Annotated in this window: 15 protein-coding genes and 1 pseudogene; 11 read left to right on the forward strand and 5 right to left on the reverse strand. The window is 67.0% G+C overall.

What is annotated here, in order from left to right; all coding sequences use genetic code 11:
• The 4 genes and pseudogenes from IT182_17840 to IT182_17855 all read right to left on the reverse strand — a co-directional run bounded on the left by IT182_17840 (window position 1) and on the right by IT182_17855 (window position 3,269).
• A pseudogene (locus IT182_17840) lies at window positions 1-215 on the reverse strand (multicopper oxidase domain-containing protein).
• 224 nt (window positions 216-439) lie between these two features.
• Entirely contained in the window at window positions 440-1,129 is a 690-nt protein-coding gene (locus tag IT182_17845) for a Crp/Fnr family transcriptional regulator (protein MCC6165212.1), read from the reverse strand.
• A 62-nt stretch (window positions 1,130-1,191) separates the two neighbouring features.
• Entirely contained in the window at window positions 1,192-1,713 is a 522-nt protein-coding gene (locus IT182_17850) for a hypothetical protein (protein MCC6165213.1), read from the reverse strand.
• Window positions 1,710-3,269 carry a cytochrome b N-terminal domain-containing protein gene (locus IT182_17855; protein ID MCC6165214.1) on the reverse strand — a complete coding sequence of 520 codons (1,560 nt, stop codon included), beginning with the start codon at window positions 3,267-3,269 and terminating at the stop codon, window positions 1,710-1,712. The genes IT182_17850 and IT182_17855 overlap by 4 nt, the downstream gene beginning before the upstream one ends.
• A 105-nt stretch (window positions 3,270-3,374) precedes the next feature.
• Here IT182_17855 and IT182_17860 point away from each other — a divergent pair, with 105 nt between their 5' ends.
• From IT182_17860 to IT182_17900, 9 genes are all read left to right on the forward strand, one after another.
• The gene (locus IT182_17860) at window positions 3,375-3,545 is read left to right on the forward strand and encodes a hypothetical protein (protein MCC6165215.1); all 171 of its coding nucleotides are present in this window, start codon (window positions 3,375-3,377) and stop codon (window positions 3,543-3,545) included.
• Between the two features lie 20 nt (window positions 3,546-3,565).
• Window positions 3,566-4,132, forward strand: a complete 567-nt coding sequence (locus IT182_17865) for a cytochrome c oxidase subunit II (protein ID MCC6165216.1) — start codon at window positions 3,566-3,568, stop codon at window positions 4,130-4,132.
• The gene (locus IT182_17870) at window positions 4,129-5,862 is read left to right on the forward strand and encodes a cbb3-type cytochrome c oxidase subunit I (GenBank protein ID MCC6165217.1); all 1,734 of its coding nucleotides are present in this window, start codon (window positions 4,129-4,131) and stop codon (window positions 5,860-5,862) included. Before IT182_17865 ends, IT182_17870 begins: the two co-directional genes overlap by 4 nt.
• The gene (locus IT182_17875) at window positions 5,859-6,737 is read left to right on the forward strand and encodes an SCO family protein (protein MCC6165218.1); all 879 of its coding nucleotides are present in this window, start codon (window positions 5,859-5,861) and stop codon (window positions 6,735-6,737) included. Before IT182_17870 ends, IT182_17875 begins: the two co-directional genes overlap by 4 nt.
• Window positions 6,734-7,777: a COX15/CtaA family protein gene (locus IT182_17880; GenBank protein MCC6165219.1), complete on the forward strand. Its 1,044-nt coding sequence runs from the start codon at window positions 6,734-6,736 to the stop codon at window positions 7,775-7,777. The genes IT182_17875 and IT182_17880 overlap by 4 nt, the downstream gene beginning before the upstream one ends.
• Before the next feature lie 138 nt (window positions 7,778-7,915).
• Window positions 7,916-8,398, forward strand: a complete 483-nt coding sequence (locus IT182_17885; protein MCC6165220.1) for a DUF1643 domain-containing protein — start codon at window positions 7,916-7,918, stop codon at window positions 8,396-8,398.
• 499 nt (window positions 8,399-8,897) lie between these two features.
• A complete protein-coding gene (locus IT182_17890) occupies window positions 8,898-9,911 on the forward strand; it encodes a c-type cytochrome (protein MCC6165221.1) in 1,014 nt (337 codons plus the stop codon).
• Window positions 9,912-9,920: 9 nt separating this feature from the next.
• Entirely contained in the window at window positions 9,921-11,339 is a 1,419-nt protein-coding gene (locus IT182_17895; GenBank protein MCC6165222.1) for a cbb3-type cytochrome c oxidase subunit I, read from the forward strand.
• Entirely contained in the window at window positions 11,329-12,147 is an 819-nt protein-coding gene (locus IT182_17900) for an SCO family protein (GenBank protein MCC6165223.1), read from the forward strand. The genes IT182_17895 and IT182_17900 overlap by 11 nt, the downstream gene beginning before the upstream one ends.
• A gap of 93 nt (window positions 12,148-12,240) precedes the next feature.
• Here the strand turns inward: IT182_17900 and IT182_17905 are convergent, their stop codons facing one another.
• The gene (locus IT182_17905; protein MCC6165224.1) at window positions 12,241-13,152 is read right to left on the reverse strand and encodes a hemerythrin domain-containing protein; all 912 of its coding nucleotides are present in this window, start codon (window positions 13,150-13,152) and stop codon (window positions 12,241-12,243) included.
• A 276-nt stretch (window positions 13,153-13,428) separates the two neighbouring features.
• On the opposite strand from IT182_17905, the gene IT182_17910 reads away from it, so the two are divergent.
• Both IT182_17910 and IT182_17915 read left to right on the forward strand, forming a co-directional pair.
• Window positions 13,429-15,237 carry a CRTAC1 family protein gene (locus tag IT182_17910; protein ID MCC6165225.1) on the forward strand — a complete coding sequence of 603 codons (1,809 nt, stop codon included), beginning with the start codon at window positions 13,429-13,431 and terminating at the stop codon, window positions 15,235-15,237.
• Window positions 15,234-16,076, forward strand: a complete 843-nt coding sequence (locus IT182_17915; GenBank protein MCC6165226.1) for a hypothetical protein — start codon at window positions 15,234-15,236, stop codon at window positions 16,074-16,076. Before IT182_17910 ends, IT182_17915 begins: the two co-directional genes overlap by 4 nt.
• Window positions 16,077-16,158: the final 82 nt, after the last annotated feature.

Genomic DNA, 16,158 nt, shown 5'->3' on the forward strand with positions numbered 1-16,158 from the left:
ATGTTGTGCGGCATCTTGCTGTCCGGATGGTTGTTGAGATGGAACTCCACCTCGTCGCCCTCGCGGATGCGGATGAACTTGCCGGGCACCGAGCCGCCGAACGTCCAGAACGTGTAGTCCACGTCATCGGCGAGACGTTTGACGACTTCCTGCGCCTCGAGCGTGACGACGACCCTGGCCGGATACGTCCGGGTGATCGGTGGCGGCACGTGAGGCGCGTCGGTGAGGACGGCGACTTCGGTGTCCAGTGCGCGCCCACCACCGGTAGAAGGGGCGGACGTGTCGCCGCCGCAGCCGCCTGCTGCCGTCGCGCCCGCGATGACAGCGGCCAGGCCAGCCCAGCGAGTGACGAACGAGTGCATGCGCCTCATGCCCGCGATTGTCTGGCGGCGCACGTTCGTGCGCCATGATGGCCGTCATACGGCCCCGGCGTGTGGGGCTATCCGTTCGCGATGTTCGCGAGATTGGCCGCGTCGAGGATCACGAAGCCGTCGCGATCGGTGCGCAGTACGCCCTCGCGGCTCCAGCGGCTCATGATGCGGATGGCGGTCTCGATGGTCGTGCCGGTGAAGTCGGCCAGTTCCTGTCGCCCCAGCACGAGCGGGATGAACAGGCCGCCGCGGTCCGGACGGCCGATCTGTTCGCCGAGCTTCACGAAGAAGCGGGCGAGCCTGACTTCCACGCGGCTGCCGCTCATGTCGGCGAGCCGCGTCGTCAGTTCCACGAGGCGGAGCGACAGGCTGCCGAGCAGGCCGCGGACGAGCGATGGTTGCCGTTCGAGCAGGGCGAAGAATGCCTGGCGCGGAATCACCAGGCACGTCGTCGGTTCGAGCGCGGTGGCAGCGGCGGGATACGGCTTCGATTCGTATGTCGCGATCGCGCCGAGCGGTCCGTTCGGTCCGAACATGCCGAGGATGCCGTCGTGGCCGTCGGGCAGGTGCTTGAAGACCTTGACGCGTCCGGTCAGCACGATGAAGAAGTGATCGGACGGGTCGCCCTCGTCGAACACGCGATCGCCGCGATCGTACGTGCGCACCGCCGACACCTCGGCCACGCGCTGCAGATCCTCGGGACTCACGCGTCGAAAGAGATCCGTCTCGGCCAGAATCGACGGCGTTGCCAGTGCCACCGCGGCAGTATATGTCGCGTCAGGCGCATCACCCCGGTCGCCGGTCCGAGCCTCCGACTCCGTCATCGGACCGCCATCGTCCTCGCTTCCTCGTCGTAGGTGACAAGGGCCACGCCCCGCGGCACGAGCCGTACCCGCCGCTCGAGTACCAGCGAGTCGGGCACGGCGCTCGCCGGTGCCGGCGGTCCGGCTTCCTGCCGCGTGAAGCGCACGGTGATGACCCGTTCGCCCGGCGTCACCAGTGTCTCGCGAAAGACGTAGATCGGCCGATCGCCGCGCAGGCCGCCACCGTGGACGATCTCGTCGGCAATCACGTGCTCGTCGAGTTGCACCTGCAGGCGGTACGTGGCGGGTCCGCCGACGCACACACGCGTCTGTCGCATGTGCGCCGGCACGCCGGCCAGTTCCTCGGGCGTGCTGTCGCGGCAGACCTCGATGCGTTCGGGCCGGGCGCGAAACGCCACGCGCAGCACGGCCTCGTCGCCCGGCGACATCGTCACCGCGAGGGTCGATGCCCATCGCAGGCCGAACACGATCGCCCCCGCGAGGAGCACTCCACCAATGTGCGAGGTACGGGTCGTCATCGTCGTTCCTCCACGCGTGATACGCAGACGAGTTCCGGAGGCTCGGACACCGGCGCCGGGCGGTCCAGCGCCGCGACGTCGCGCGTCAGTTCGTTGAGCGCCGCGATCGCGATCGCCGGTTCCGCGGCGTTGGCACTGGCCACGCGCACGCGACGCCGATCGACGCGCTCCTGCAGTTCGGCATCGCGACCGTTGTAGATGCGCTCGTGCAGCCACGCCGGTCCCTCGCGATGCCAGCAGTCGCGCGGCGGACACGACACGACAAGCACGCCAGCCGCGCCACCGCGCAGCAGCATCTCGATCACCGAGGTGTGCAGGTTGCCCGCGCACGACACCGGGTAGATCGCGGCGCCGGATCCGGTCATCGCCTCGCGATAGGCACCGGCGCCGTGCTCGCACACGACCGCCACGACCTGACCAGCACGGCGCGCGGGTTCGGCGTTGAACGCCTGAACGGTGCCGACCTGCTCGCGGCCCGTGCGTCCAGGCGGGCCCACGCCCATCGGCGCGCACGACGCCGCGCAGATGCCGCAGCTCACGCACAGCGACGGGTCCACCCGCGCGACGATCAGGGATCGCGGATGCGGCGGGTCGCGCGGCACCATCGTGATCGCGCCGTACGGGCAGTCGATCGAACACTGCACGCATCCGGTGCAGATCGATTCGTCGACGGTGGAGGCCGGCAGGCGCGCGGTGCCCCGTCGTGCCGTGAGCGCGGGCACGAGCAGCAGCAGGCCGACGGCGCCGACAACGGCCGCCAGCGCCAGCCGTGGCTCCATGGCTGCCGTGATGGGCAGCCAGAAGGCGAAGAACACGTCGATGGGCACGGTGTCAGGCCGCACGAACGGGTCGGCCTTCGGCGCCATCGTCAGCGGAAAGACGATGGACAGCGCGACCAGCGCGCCGACGACGGTCCATGTCACCGCGCGGGGCGGCAGGAACGCCGGACGATTGAGGCGCTTGACGTGCAGCCAGAAGACGACGCCGAGCGCCAGCGGGATGCCGATGTGCGCGAAGAGGGCGAGGAAGAAGAAAACGCTCTGGACCGGCCGCTCGCCCGTGAACGCACGGCTGATGGGCTCGGACACGATGGGCAGCGCGTCGACGATGCGCGCGCCCTCTCGCGCGAGCCACTCGCCGAACGTGTCCCAGACCATCACGTATCCGGTCCACCCGCACAGGAGCAGCAACAGCAGCAGGCCCACGCCGGAGGTCCAGGCCGACGCGCGTGCGCCCCAGCTCCGGCCCTGGACGAACATGCGCACCGCGTGCACGAGCGTGGCGACGATGGCGGCGTCGCTCGCGAAGCGGTGCAGGCCCCGTACCCAGTTCCCGATCCAGGGATTGGCCGTGAGCCGGGCCACCGACTCCCAGGGTTGGCCGATCCGGTAGAAGAGGATCAGCCACACACCCGTGACGACCAGCACGAGGTACAGCGCCACGACGAGCGTGCCGCTCTGATAGAGGGGGTTGGCCTGCGGGCCGAAGCACTTGTTGCCGAGGGCGTCAGCCCGGGCCAGCAGCCACTCTGAAACAGACTCGCGGCGATGCGTCACGTCGGCCGTGATCGTAGGAGCCGGAACCTGTCGCGCATATGACCGTTGTCATACCGGGCTCGTCCGTTGCCGCATATCGTCGGCGCACGACACAGGAGGCGCACCATGAGCGGCCCGTCCCCAGGTTCCCAGTCAGACGATCAAGTTCCTCTCGGCCAACGGCTCTTCGACAACGTCCTCCTCCTGCTGGTGGCGGGCATGGTCGTGGTCTTCGCCCTCTACACCGGTTGGGGGTTGTGGGAGATCTACAGCCTGCCGCCCGCGTCGCTTCCCTGAGGCCTTCCATGCACACCGAGATACACACCGGACTCGAAGCGCCCACGGGCAAGTGGTGGGTCCCCGCGCACAAGAGCGAGAAGATGTGGGTCACCATCGCCTTCATCTGGTGCATGGTGCTGTTCATCATGATGCCGCTCTGGCACTGGAAGGGCGGCCAGAACCCCTCGGGCATCCGGCGGCGCGTCACGCCGGAAGCCTTCCAGAAGCGCGTCTCCGAATTCACCGCCGCCTATCAGGTGGGCTACGACCGCGGGTTCCCCGTCGTCGAGCCGCCGCCGGGATCGGATATCTACCTGCTGGCGCGGTCGTTCACGTGGACGCCGGTCCTCAAGTTGAAGAAGGGCGTCGAGTACACGCTGCACCTGTCGTCGGTTGACGTGAATCACGGGTTCTCGCTGTATCCGATCAACGTCAACTTCCAGGTCGTGCCCGGCTACGACTACGGCCTGCGTGTGACGCCCAACGCCACGGGCGACTTCCGCATCATCTGCAACGAGTTCTGCGGCATCGGCCATCACCTGATGGTGGGCCGCGTGATCGTCGAAGATGCCGAGCCGACCGCGCCGACAGGAGGCGCGCGATGACCGCCGCAACGTTCCGTGTGTGTCCGGCCACCGGTCGCCGGATCGATCTGGCGGCCCAGCGGCTGATCAAGGTGCACGCGGTGACCTCGATCGTGTCGCTCCTCATCGGCGCCATCGCCGCCGCGCTCCTGGTGCTCACGCGCTGGCAGGCCGTGCATCTGCTGCCGGCCGACTGGTTCTATCGCATCCTCGGCGTGCACGGCATGAGCATGCTGATCTTCTTCATCATCTTCTTCGAGATGGCCGTGCTGATCTTTGCCAGCACCGTGCTCATCAACGCACGACAGGCGGCGGTGAAGACCACATGGTTCGCGTGTGGGCTCATGCTGATCGGCGCGATCACCGTCGAATGGATGATGTGGGCCGGGCGAGCCGACGTGCTCTTCACGTCGTACGTGCCGCTGCGCGCCGATCCGATGTTCTACCTCGGCGTGATCCTCTTCGCGGTGGGCGCGCTCGTCACGACGGCGATGTTCTTCGTGAACGTGGCCGTTGCCAAACGCGAGAAGACGCACGAAGGCACGCTGCCGCTCGTCGTCTATGGGGCGATGACGGCCGCCATCATCGCCGTCATCACGCTCGTGCACGGCGCGCTGATCTACATCCCGACGTTCTTCTGGTCGCTCGGCCTGATGGAGGTCGACCCGCAGGTCTACCGGTTGATCTGGTGGGCGCTGGGGCACTCGTCGCAGCAGATCAACGTGGCGGCGATGGTGGCCATCTGGTACATGCTCGGCGCGCTCACCATCGGCGCCGTCGTCCTCAACGAGAAGATCAGCCGCACGGCGTTCGTGCTCTACATCCTGTTCATCTCGATGGCATCGGCGCATCACCTGCTGGTGGACCCGGGGATGGGACCGGCCTGGAAGGTGGTCAACACGAGCTACTTCATGTACATGGCGGTGCTCGCGTCGATGATCCACGGCTTCACGGTACCGGCCGGCATGGAGCTGGGCATGCGTCTGCGCGGCTACACGGCCGGCATGTTCGGATGGCTGCGCCACGCGCCGTGGGGTGATCCTGGCTTCAGTTCGCTCGTCTTCTCGGTGGTGGTGTTCGGGTTCGTCGGCGGCATCACGGGCGTGACGATCGGTACCGAGCAGATCAACATCATCGTGCACAACACGCTGCGCGTGCCCGGACACTTCCACGCCACGGTGGTGAGCGGGACGGCGATGGCCTTCATGGGGGCCACCTACTACCTGATTCCGCTGATCTTCGAGAAGAAGGTCGCGTTCTGGAAGCTGGCGCGCATCCAGCCGTACCTGTTCGCCGGCGGCATGCTGGTCTTCACGATGTCGATGACCTTCGCCGGCAGCTTCGGTGTGCCGCGACGCCACTGGGACATCAGCTTCAGCCAGGCGCCCTTCGACGTGCAGTTCAACCCGATCGTGGACCTGATCCTCGCCGTGGTCGCGCTTGGCGGACTCACGGCGGTCACAGGCGCGCTGATCTTCATCGCGATCGCCGTCAAGTCCGTGTTCTTCGGTGAACCGCTGGGCACGCTCACGCGCGGCGTGGCGATGGTGGGTGTGCCGCAGGGCCTCACGCATCCGCCCGTTCACGCGCCAGACGTGGCCGAGCGCAGCGCCGAACTGCACCGCAGAGCGCCGGGGCTGTTCGGTCCGACGCCGGGGACGCTGACGCTGGCCTTCGTGTTCCTCGCGGCCTTCGTGCTCTATTTCTTCGTCAACTGGAAGGTCCTGTCGTTCCTCTGGAGGATCGGATGACGACGCACCGCCGTACGTGGCCGGCGCTGACGGCGCTGGCCGCCATCCTGGCCATCACGGCCCTCTGGTGGGCGCTCGCGCTCTGGCCCGTGGCCGACGACACGCCGTCGTGGGTGCTGCGCACGCGCGCGGCGTGCTTCGGCACCACGCTCGACGGACTGCCCAATGCCGGCGGGTGGCTGCTTCTGCTCGGCCAGCCGATCGGGATGCTGATCATGCTCCTGGCAGTCTGGCCCGTGGAGGTACGTGCCGGGATCCGCGCGTTGAGCAGAGGCGTGGTGGGGCAGATCGCGCTCGGCACCGTGGGAGCGCTTCTGGTCACAGGCCTGGTGGCTGCCGCGGGTCGCGTCATCGATGCGCGGGGCGAGCCGTTCTCGGTGGGGGAGCGCGACGTCGCCGCGTCGCTCACGCGCGTCAACGATGCGCTGCCCGCGCTCGGGCTCGTCGATCAGGCGGGACAGACGGTCGAAGCCGCCGACTTCGCTGGCCGCGTCACGCTCGTGACGTTCGCGTACGCGCATTGCGAGACGGTGTGTCCCCTGATCGTCACTGACGTTGTCGACGCCGCTCGTCGTCTCGAGGACAGGGCACCGGACATCGTCGTGATCACACTCGATCCGTGGCGCGACACGCCGAGTCGGCTCGCGTCGATGGCGGAGGCGTGGCGCCTGCCCGAGGGCGCGCGCGTGCTCTCGGGACCGGTCGAGCGCGTCGAGCGCGTGCTGAACGCGTGGCGCATCCCGCGCATTCGCAACGAGCAGACGGGCGCGCTGTCGCATCCCTCACTCGTCTACGTCGTCGGCGCCGACGCGCGTATCCACTACGTGGTCCAGGGCAACCCGGATGTCATCGCCGCCGCGGTGGGGCAGTTGTGAACGTGTCGCTTCGAAGTCCTGCTGACCATCCGCGCGTCACGCAGTGGCTTCGCGGCGTGGCGGTCGTCGTCTTCTGTCTCATCGTGATCGGCGGCTTCGTCAGACTGTCGCGCGCCGGGCTGTCGATCGTCGAGTGGAACCCTGTCGTCGGTATCCTTCCACCGATGTCTGACGCGGCCTGGCAGGTCGAGTTCGCGAAGTATCAGCAGTCGCCCGAGTTCAGGCTGGTCAACGCGTCGATGACGATGGATGGCTATCGACGCATCTTCTACATCGAGTGGGCGCATCGGTTGCTGGCGCGCCTGGCAGGCCTGGCCGTTGTCGTGCCGATGGTGATCTTCATGTGGCGCGGCATGTTGTCGCGCCGGCGCGCGGCCACATGCCTCATGCTCGCCGTGCTCTTCGGCCTCCAGGGACTCCTCGGCTGGTTGATGGTGGCGAGCGGCCTCTTCGAGACGCCCGCCGTCAGTCACTATCGGCTGACGATCCACTTGTTGATGGCGATCCTGCTGTTCGGCCTCGCCATGTGGACCGCGATGGACGGCGACGCGTCGGTCCCGCGCCGGCGGCATGCCCTGGCCTCGACACCGGGCTCGCGCGCGGCGCTCGCCGTGCTGGCAGTGGTGGTGCTGCAGATCGCCTACGGTGGACTCGTTGCCGGGCTCAAAGCCGGTCACGTGTCGTACTCGTGGCCCCTGATGGGCGGCTCGCTCATACCGGCCGGTCTCTTCGCGAACGGCGTGAACTGGGCAACGCTGACCGAGCACGCCCCCGTGGTGCACTGGCTCCACCGCTGGTTCGCGTTCGCCGTCGTGCTGACGGTGACTGCGCTGGCGATCGGACTTCGCCGCGCCGCCGCGCCCCTCGCCTCGCGACGCGCGGTCGCCGCGACGCTGGCTCTGCTCGGCGTCCAGATGGTGCTCGGCATCACGATGCTCTGGCTCCATCTGCCCTTGACGCTCGCCCTGCTGCACCAGGCCGTCGGCCTCGCGGTCTTCGCCGCGCTGGTCGTGGCCAACCACCGCGTGTTGCGAGCCTGACGATCGGCGCCGCGCGGGCATGGTCCGCGCCGCGGATGCCTCGGCCGTCTCCTCAGACGGCAGGACTGGACACATTGTCGTAGAACCTCGGCTCCGCCGGTGCTTGAGGACGCCCAACGGATTGGTTAGGCTCCCGGCATGAGCATCGGTCGAGGCGCCCGGTTCTCTTCGGACCGGCAGTATCGCTACCGTCTCTGGCGGACATGGGATCGGACGATTCCGCCGGTCGTGTTCATCATGCTCAACCCGTCAGTAGCTGACGAAACGCAGGACGACCCGACAATCGTGCGTTGCATCGAGCGCGCGCGGCGACTCGGCGCCGGAGGTATCGTCGTGATGAACCTCTTCGCCTACGTCGCCACAGAACCAGCCGAACTCGACGTTGTGCACGATCCGGTCGGCCCCGACACCGACGCAGAACTCCTCGATGCCTGCCTCGGTGCCTTTCATGTCATCTGCGGCTGGGGGCCAAAGCGCATCGCTCGCCGGCGTGGCTCTCAGGTGCTGGCGCTGCTTCGAGCCCATGGGATCGCTACGAAGGCCGTCAGACTCACCCGGGACGGCACGCCTGGGCACCCGTTGTACGTGCCCTACGACGCTCCACTCGTGGACCTGGTGTGATCGCCCGCCGGACTGGCGCGGGGCGCGCTTGTTCGTGAACTCCAGCGCTCGCCTCATTCGCCGGAAGAGAGGAGTCTGCCTTCGCCGTGACAGCGTACTCCAGGACGCCGTCGTCGTCCGGGTCCCTTTCGACGACGCGCGGCGTCACTGCGGTTCGTCTTCATGCGATCTGTTCGGGTGATGCCAATGGTGATCCGTCCGGGTGAGACACGCACGCCGGCGGAGACGTCCGGCGATGCGGGAGGTGAGTCCGACGGCCTCTCGCAGCCATCGCCGCGGCTCCGCGACCGGCGCCATCCTGTGCCGTCGCGGAGGTTTCTTTGCTGCCGCAACGCGCCTCCGGCCTCTCGTACCTCACGCTGATACCTCCCGCCAGAGTTTGACGGCCGTCAACATCTGCTCCGCGCAGGCGCTGTAGACTCGCCGCACCGTCGGTCACGGCCCACGAATCTGCGTGCGGCTGTCCGGGGCGGTTCAGCAGAAGGTCGAGGCGGGCACGATGCGAAAGCACATGTGGGCGATTACCGCGCTGGGCATACTGTGCGCACCGTGGGGCCGCGTGTCGGCAGACGTCGAGGCCGGACGGGCCGCTTTCCAGGGGAAGTGCATGGCGTGCCACTCCGTCGAGGTCAACGGTCCGGTCATGCTCGGCCCGAACCTGGTCGGGGTCACGGAACGCCGCGACGAGGCGTGGCTCATCCGCTGGATCATGGAACCGGATCGGATGATCGCCGAGCAGGATCCCGTCGCCGTCGCGCTCCTGAACCAGTTCAACCAGATCCCGATGCCCCCCCTCGGTGTGTCGGAGGCCGAGGCCCGCGCTCTGCTGGACTACCTCGCCGACGTCAGCGCACAAGCCGCGGCGACACCGGCAGTCGCACCGGCAGCGCCGGTCCCGCGGCCGACTGGTCTGGCCATCCTCACCGCCGGACTCGGACGGACCCAGTTGGCCGGCCTCGTGATCTTCCTCGGCCTGTCGATGGCCGTGGTCGTGGCCTTCTGGCAGGTGGTCCGGAGCACCAGGCAACCAGTCCCGACCATCGACATGAAGGCGGCCTACAGGCTGCGCCGCAAGTTCTTCATCGGCGCCTCCGTGCTCGTGCTCGGCACGCTGGCCGCCACTCTGCCACGCACGCCGTACCCCGACGATCTCGAAACGCCCGACGAACTGGTCTACGTCACGGCCAGGCAATTCGGCTTCCTCTACAGTTCGGAACCGATCACGACCGACGCCGACATCGGGCAGGTGCCTGTCACGAACACCCTCGAAGTGCCCGTGGGCGCCCTCGTCGAATTCCGCGTGACGAGCCTCGACGTCACGCACAACTTCGCGCTCTACGATCCGGACCACGTCATCGTCGCCCAGACTCAGGCGATGCCCGGCTATGTGAATCGCCTGCGCGTGCGACTGGCAGTCCCAGGCGTCTTCCGGGTCCTCTGCCTCGAATACTGCGGCTTGGCGCATCACGCGATGCAATCGACGCTGACGGTGCGTCGACTGACGGACGAATAGCGGGGACCCATGGAACTGAGCCCGAAACACACCCTGCACTGGATTGGCGTCACGTTCATCCTGTTCCCGCTGTTACTGCTGGCGGGGATGTTCCTGCGCGCCATCCAGGCCAACACCATGGCCTCGACGCAGTCGTGGTTCTATCCGATGATGACGCTGCACGGCGTCGGCATGGCCGGCCTGTGGTGGGTCGCCTCCATGGCCTGTGCGTCCCGCGTGCTGACGCGGTACACACAGCCCAGCGCCGCGGTCTCGACCTTCGCGCTGATCGGGACGATTGCCGGCGTGCTGCTCCTGCTGGTCAGCGTCCTGTTCGGCCGCTTTGCCGCTGGCTGGTATTTCCTGTACCCGCTGCCGTTCTCGGTCGGCTGGCCCGTCTGGGCCACGCTGACCTTCCTCGTATCGCTGACGGTGCTCGGCACGACGTGGCTCGTCTGGACGATCGATCTGCTGCGCGCGATCGCGCGCAAGTACTCCCTCGGCCAGGCGCTTGGCTGGCACTACATTCGCGGCGTCGAAGGGCCCGACGTCCCGCCGGCCATCCTGATCGTGACCACGAGCCTCATCGCCGGGGTGGCGTGCCTGCTCGCGGGCGTGGCCGTGCTGCTGCTGTTCTACAACGAGATGCTCACCGGTACGCGCAACGACGCGCTGCTGATGAAGAACCTGACGTTCCTGTTCGGGCACCTGCTGGTCAACCTGAGCCTGTACCTGGCCGTGGCCGTGGTCTACGACACGTTCCCACACTACACGGGCCGTCCATGGCACACCAACAGGGTGGTCGCGATTTCCTGGAACGCGGTCCTGGCCATCGTCCTGCTGGCGTACTTCCACCACCTGTACATGGACTTCGTGCAGCCGACCTCGCTCCAGTATGTCGGGCAGATTGCGTCCTACATGAGTTCCATTCCCGCGGCCGTCGTCACGGTCTTCGGGGCGGTGGCGATCGTCTACCGCGCGCCCGTGCGCTGGAGCCTGGGCTTCACGCTGCCGTTCTTCGGCCTGATGGGGTGGGGCATCGGCGGACTCGGGGCAGTGATCGATTCCACCATCGCGCTCAACTCGAAGTTCCACAACACCCTGTGGGTACCCGCCCACTTCCACTCCTACATGATCGAGGGATTGGTGCTGATGGTGCTGGGCTACTTCTACCATTACTGCCAGGAGCGCGCACGGATGCCGGAGAGTCTCCCGTTCCAGAAGACCATCGTCACGCTGATGCTGGTGGGCGGATACGGGTTCCTGCTGATGTTCTACCTGGCCGGCGCGCAATCGGTGCCGCGACGCTATGCCATCTATCCCGCGGAACTGTCGCACGGCGCGATCTACGCAGGCATCGCCGTGGTGTTCGCCGCGGTCTTCCTGCTGGGGCTCCTCTTCTACATCTACGAGACCGGCCGGAACTGGGTGAGAGCCTATGGGGCGTGATCGCCGGCGCGTCGGCGGGCGCCTGGCGTGGACAGGCGTGACGCTGTTGTCGGTGCTCGCGATCGCGTGGCCGGCGCCGCTGTCGGCCTCGCGCGGGAATGAGCCTGTCGACCTGGTGCGCGAGGAGTCGAAACACCTCTACATGCCGGTTCCCGACATCGACGTCGAACTCATCGATGGACGACACGTCCGTCTCGCCGACCTGTGGCGCGACACGCCGCTCCTGGTTACGCTCTTCTACAGCCACTGCGCGGGCACGTGCACGCCCTTCCTGCGATCGCTGCACACGGCCGTGGAGCAGAACGGGGGACTCGGCAGCGAGTACCGCGTGCTGAGCCTGAGCTTCGATCCCCACGACACCCTCGAGAATGCCAGGGCGACGGCTGCGGCCGTGGGCGTCGAGTCCGGCGGCGCGTGGCTGTTCGGCACCAGCACGCCGGCCGATGTCGCACGCCTTGCCGAGGCCGTCGGCTTCTGGTACGAGCCGGTCCAGGCCACCAACCAGTTCGATCACCCGTCGCTCGTTGCCGCCGTGCGCGACGGCACCGTGGTCCGCGTACTGCTCGGCACGACGGTCAATGCCTCGCGCCTCAAATCCGCCCTGTTCGAATTGAAGGGCGTCTACGTCCCCCTCTACAGTCGCCCGGGCGAGAACGTGCTGTTCCGCTGCCTGCAGATCGACGCGCTGACCCAGGACGTCCGCTTCGACTGGGGGATGCTCCTGCTCGTCGTGCCCGGCCTGCTGGCGCTGGCCATCGGCGGCACCATCTTCCGGACGACGGGTCGGCCGACGTCACACGGAGCCTGACGTCGCGATCTGCGCCAACAGGTAGCTTCAGCCGCACACGCGCTTGAACTGGGTCTGATGTGGGGCCGACCCGCGCTCGTGTGATCGCCGTGATCAGCAGGGATTGGCAGGTCCGTCCCAGTTCGGCACGGTGTCTCCGGCTTCCGCGCGCATCCTGGCAAAGATGGCTGCCCGATCGGTTCTCGACACCTGCCGGTCGATCAGGGGATAGAGGATGTTCTCTTCTTTCCAGTTGTGCCTGGCCAGCGCCTCGAGCAACGCGGACTCATCGGCATTGGTGCTCGCCTCGCCCTGCTCCAGCGTCGTATCAATCGAATCGAGCCGTCCAATGAGTTCGCGGTGTTCGCTGCGCATCACCGCCGTCGGTCCGTTGTCGGTCTGACCGGACAGTTCCTCGTACAGCGGGAACAGGATGTCGTCTTCCCACCCGATGTGACGCACGAGCCGCGCCTTGAAGGCGCGATACAAGAGCAGCGCCCCCGTCCGATCACCGGTCTTCGCATCACGAAACCTGTCGAACAATCGATCGATGTCATCGTGGTCGGCCGCATAGAACGCCGAGACCGTTGCCGGCCCGTCGTCCGCAGGTCGAATCACCCACGTGTCGTCAGCGGCATCCTGTGCCGCTGTCCGGGCTTCGGACGCGTCAGCGCGTCGTGCCGCAGGAGACAGCCCCAGGAACAGTCCCACCCAGACGCCAGTCCTGAGCAGCATGGCACCCAGGCTCTCGGCAGCGACACCGAATCCCGTGAGATACCCCCCGGCAATCGTCACCAAGACCAGCAGGTTCACCAGCGCGATGGCCGCAGCCCATCGGCGTCCACGTCGCACGTCCTGCCAGGTGCGCAAGCCGGCAAACACGTACGCCGCTCCCATGAAGACGTTGAACACCAGCAGCGGGAGAAAGACGACGAACCCCGGGCTGCGGCCCGCCAGCACGCGGCTGCCGGCAACCAACGTGACCACACCGAAAACAACGGCGACGACCGCGGCTGACCGTTGCATCACGAGCACCTCATGCCCCGAGCCATTCTGTCTCGCATATTCACCCCGGCGTTTTGCGCTGGCGCAACGTTTCCGTCTTTCCGCACTCGTAGGCTTGGGTCGTCCTCTCAACTCAGAATGCCGAAGGCACAGGCAACGAACATGGCAACACCGCTGCGTGCCGGGCCTGTCGATGCGACCGGGCCGGCCCGGCCCACGATCGAGGCGAACGCCGAGGATCCGCGTCGTGACATCAGGAAGGCGTAACGGGCTGCCGAGGTCCGACGGGAGGAAACGATGACTTCGCCTGAGACACAACGCGCGGTGCAGTGGCTGGCGATCGTCGTGGTGGTCGGCACGCTCGTCGCCGTGACCGTCATGAACCGCCGTGTCGGGACGACGTTTGCCGCAACGCCAGCGGGCGAGGCGTCGATCTCACGCTACGGCTTCTTGTTGCAGGAAGCGTCTGCGGTGCTCGGCGTGTCGTTCGAACACCAGGAGCCGACCTTCGATCCACAACTCGCGCACATCATGCCGCAGGTGGCCTCGATGGGTGCGGCCGTTGCCGTCGCTGATTTCGACCGCGATGGCTGGCAGGACTTCTACGTCACCAACAGCGACATCGGCGCGCGCAATCGCCTGTATCGCAACAACGACGACGGAACGTTCACCGACGTGGCGGTCGAGCAGGGCGTCGCCGACGTCAACACCGAGGGTACCGGCGTCTCGATGGGCGCTGTCTGGGGCGACTACGATAACGATGGCTACGAGGACCTCTTCCTCTACAAGTACGGACGACCCGAGCTGTTCCACAACGAACAGGGCAAGGGCTTCACGCGTGTCTCCGATCGTGCCGGCCTGCCGGAGTGGGTCAACGCGGGCACGGCCATCTGGTGGGACTACGACAACGACGGCCACCTCGACCTGTTCGTTGCCGGGTACTGGTCCGAGCAGATCGATCTCTGGCATCTGCAGACCACGCGCATCATGCCCGAGAGTTTCGAGTATGCCAACAACGGTGGACGCAAGTATCTGTTCCGCAACCGGGGCGACGGGACATTCGAGGAGACGTCGGAGGCACTGGGGCTGACGTCGAACCGCTGGACGCTGGCCGCGGCGGCGGCTGACGTGTTCGGCACGGGCTATCCGGCGCTCCTGCTGGCCAATGACTACGGCATTTCGCAGCTGTTCGAGAACCGAGGCGGGAAGACCTTCGTCGAGGTCGGCCGCGAGGCGGGTGTCGGCCGTACGCCGAAGAGCGGGATGAGCGCGACGTTCGGCGACGTCTTCAACGACGGCCGCCTGTCGATCTACAAGACGAACATCTCCGAGCCGGGCATCCTGGTGCAGGGCAACGACCTGTGGGTGCCGCAGGCGCCGCCGTCGCCCGACGCGCGGCCGGTGTATGAGGACATGGCGACGGTGATGGGCGTCCGTCTGGGAGGCTGGAGTTGGGGCGCCGTGTTCGGCGACCTGAACAACGACGGCTGGCAAGATCTCTTCCTCGCGAACGGCTACGTGTCGGCTGCCGATCGCAGGAGCTACTGGTACGACTTCTCGCAGATTGCCGTGGGGCACACGCGCATCATCAGCGACGCCAGGAACTGGCCCGCCATGCACGGCCGTAGCCTGTCGGGCTATCAGCGGTCGCACGTCTGGATCAACGACGGTGCCGGGCGCTTCCTCGACGTGGCTCCCGCTGTCGGCGTCATGGACACGTTCGACGGCCGTGCCGTCGCGTTCGCCGACCTGTCGAACACCGGCACGCTCGACGTGCTCGTCGCCAACCAGCGCGGCCCGCTGCTGATCTACAGGAACACCGTGGCGCCAGGTCGACACTGGCTGGGCGTTGCGCTCGAAGGGACGGTCAGCAACCGCAGCGCGATTGGCGCGAGCGTCACGGTGTACTGGAACGGGCGGCATCAAGTGCAGGTGGTGGATGGGGGCACCGGCTTCAGTGCGCAGGGCCAGCGCGCATTGCACTTCGGGCTCGGCACGTCAGCGACCGTCGACCGCGTGGTGGTCCGCTGGCCGTCCGGGCGCGTCCAGACCATCGAACAGCCTGCGGTGGATCGGCTGATGCACGTGACGGAGCCCGCACGATGACGGCGCTGGTCCCTGCCTCCGTGCCGCCACTCATCGCACCGCGCTCGCGCTGGGCCGCCATGCTGTCGAGCAGGTTCCTGCCGCCGATCTTGATCACGCTGCTGCTGATTCCGGCCCAGCTGATCTTCGGCATCCTGATCTCGTTCCAGGGTACGGCCCTGGCCATCCTCGTGTCGATGGGAGGCGAGATCGTGCTTGGACGAATGGTCCTCGGTCACTGGCCCAATCTGGCGAGTTCGTACATGAGCGGGATCAGCGTGGGGATCCTCCTGCGATCGCCGTTCCTCTGGCCGTACGCGCTCGCCAGCCTCCTGTCGACCTCGTCCAAGTACGCGGTGCGCTTCAAGGGGCGGCACCTGTTCAATCCGTCGAACTTCGGCGTGAGCGCGCTCGTGCTGCTTGCGCCGAACGCGACGTCGATTCTCGGTAATCAGTGGGGCAACCACCTCGGGCCGATGATCCTCATCTGGGTCATCGGCATCGCCATCGCCTGGCGTGCGCGCCGGCTCGATGTCAGCCTCGCCTACGTCGCGGCGTTCGTCGTGTTCGCGTCCGCACGCAGTGTCATGGATGGCACGCCGTGGCTGGCAGCGGTGGCGCCGATCACCGGGCCGATGTATCAGCTCTACATCTGCCTCATGATCACCGACCCGCGCACGACGCTCAGCACGCCGCGCGGTCGGGTGGTCGTCGTTGTGGTTGTCGCCCTGGTCGAAATGCTCATGCGACAGTTCGACGTCGTCAACGCCCCGTTCTACGCGTTGTTCGTGGTGGGCGTGCCGGCGCTGGCGCTCGAGTTGTGGTGGAAGGATCGGAAGAGGACTCGGCCTGCCGGCTGATTCGGCGGCACGTCTTTGGGGAGGCACCACGTCGCGTCGGCGTGGCGCTGCCGGCACGTCGTCGAGCTTGCGGGTCGATACC

The sequence above is a fragment of the Acidobacteriota bacterium genome, assembly GCA_020845575.1.
Classification (GTDB): domain Bacteria; phylum Acidobacteriota; class Vicinamibacteria; order Vicinamibacterales; family Vicinamibacteraceae; genus Luteitalea.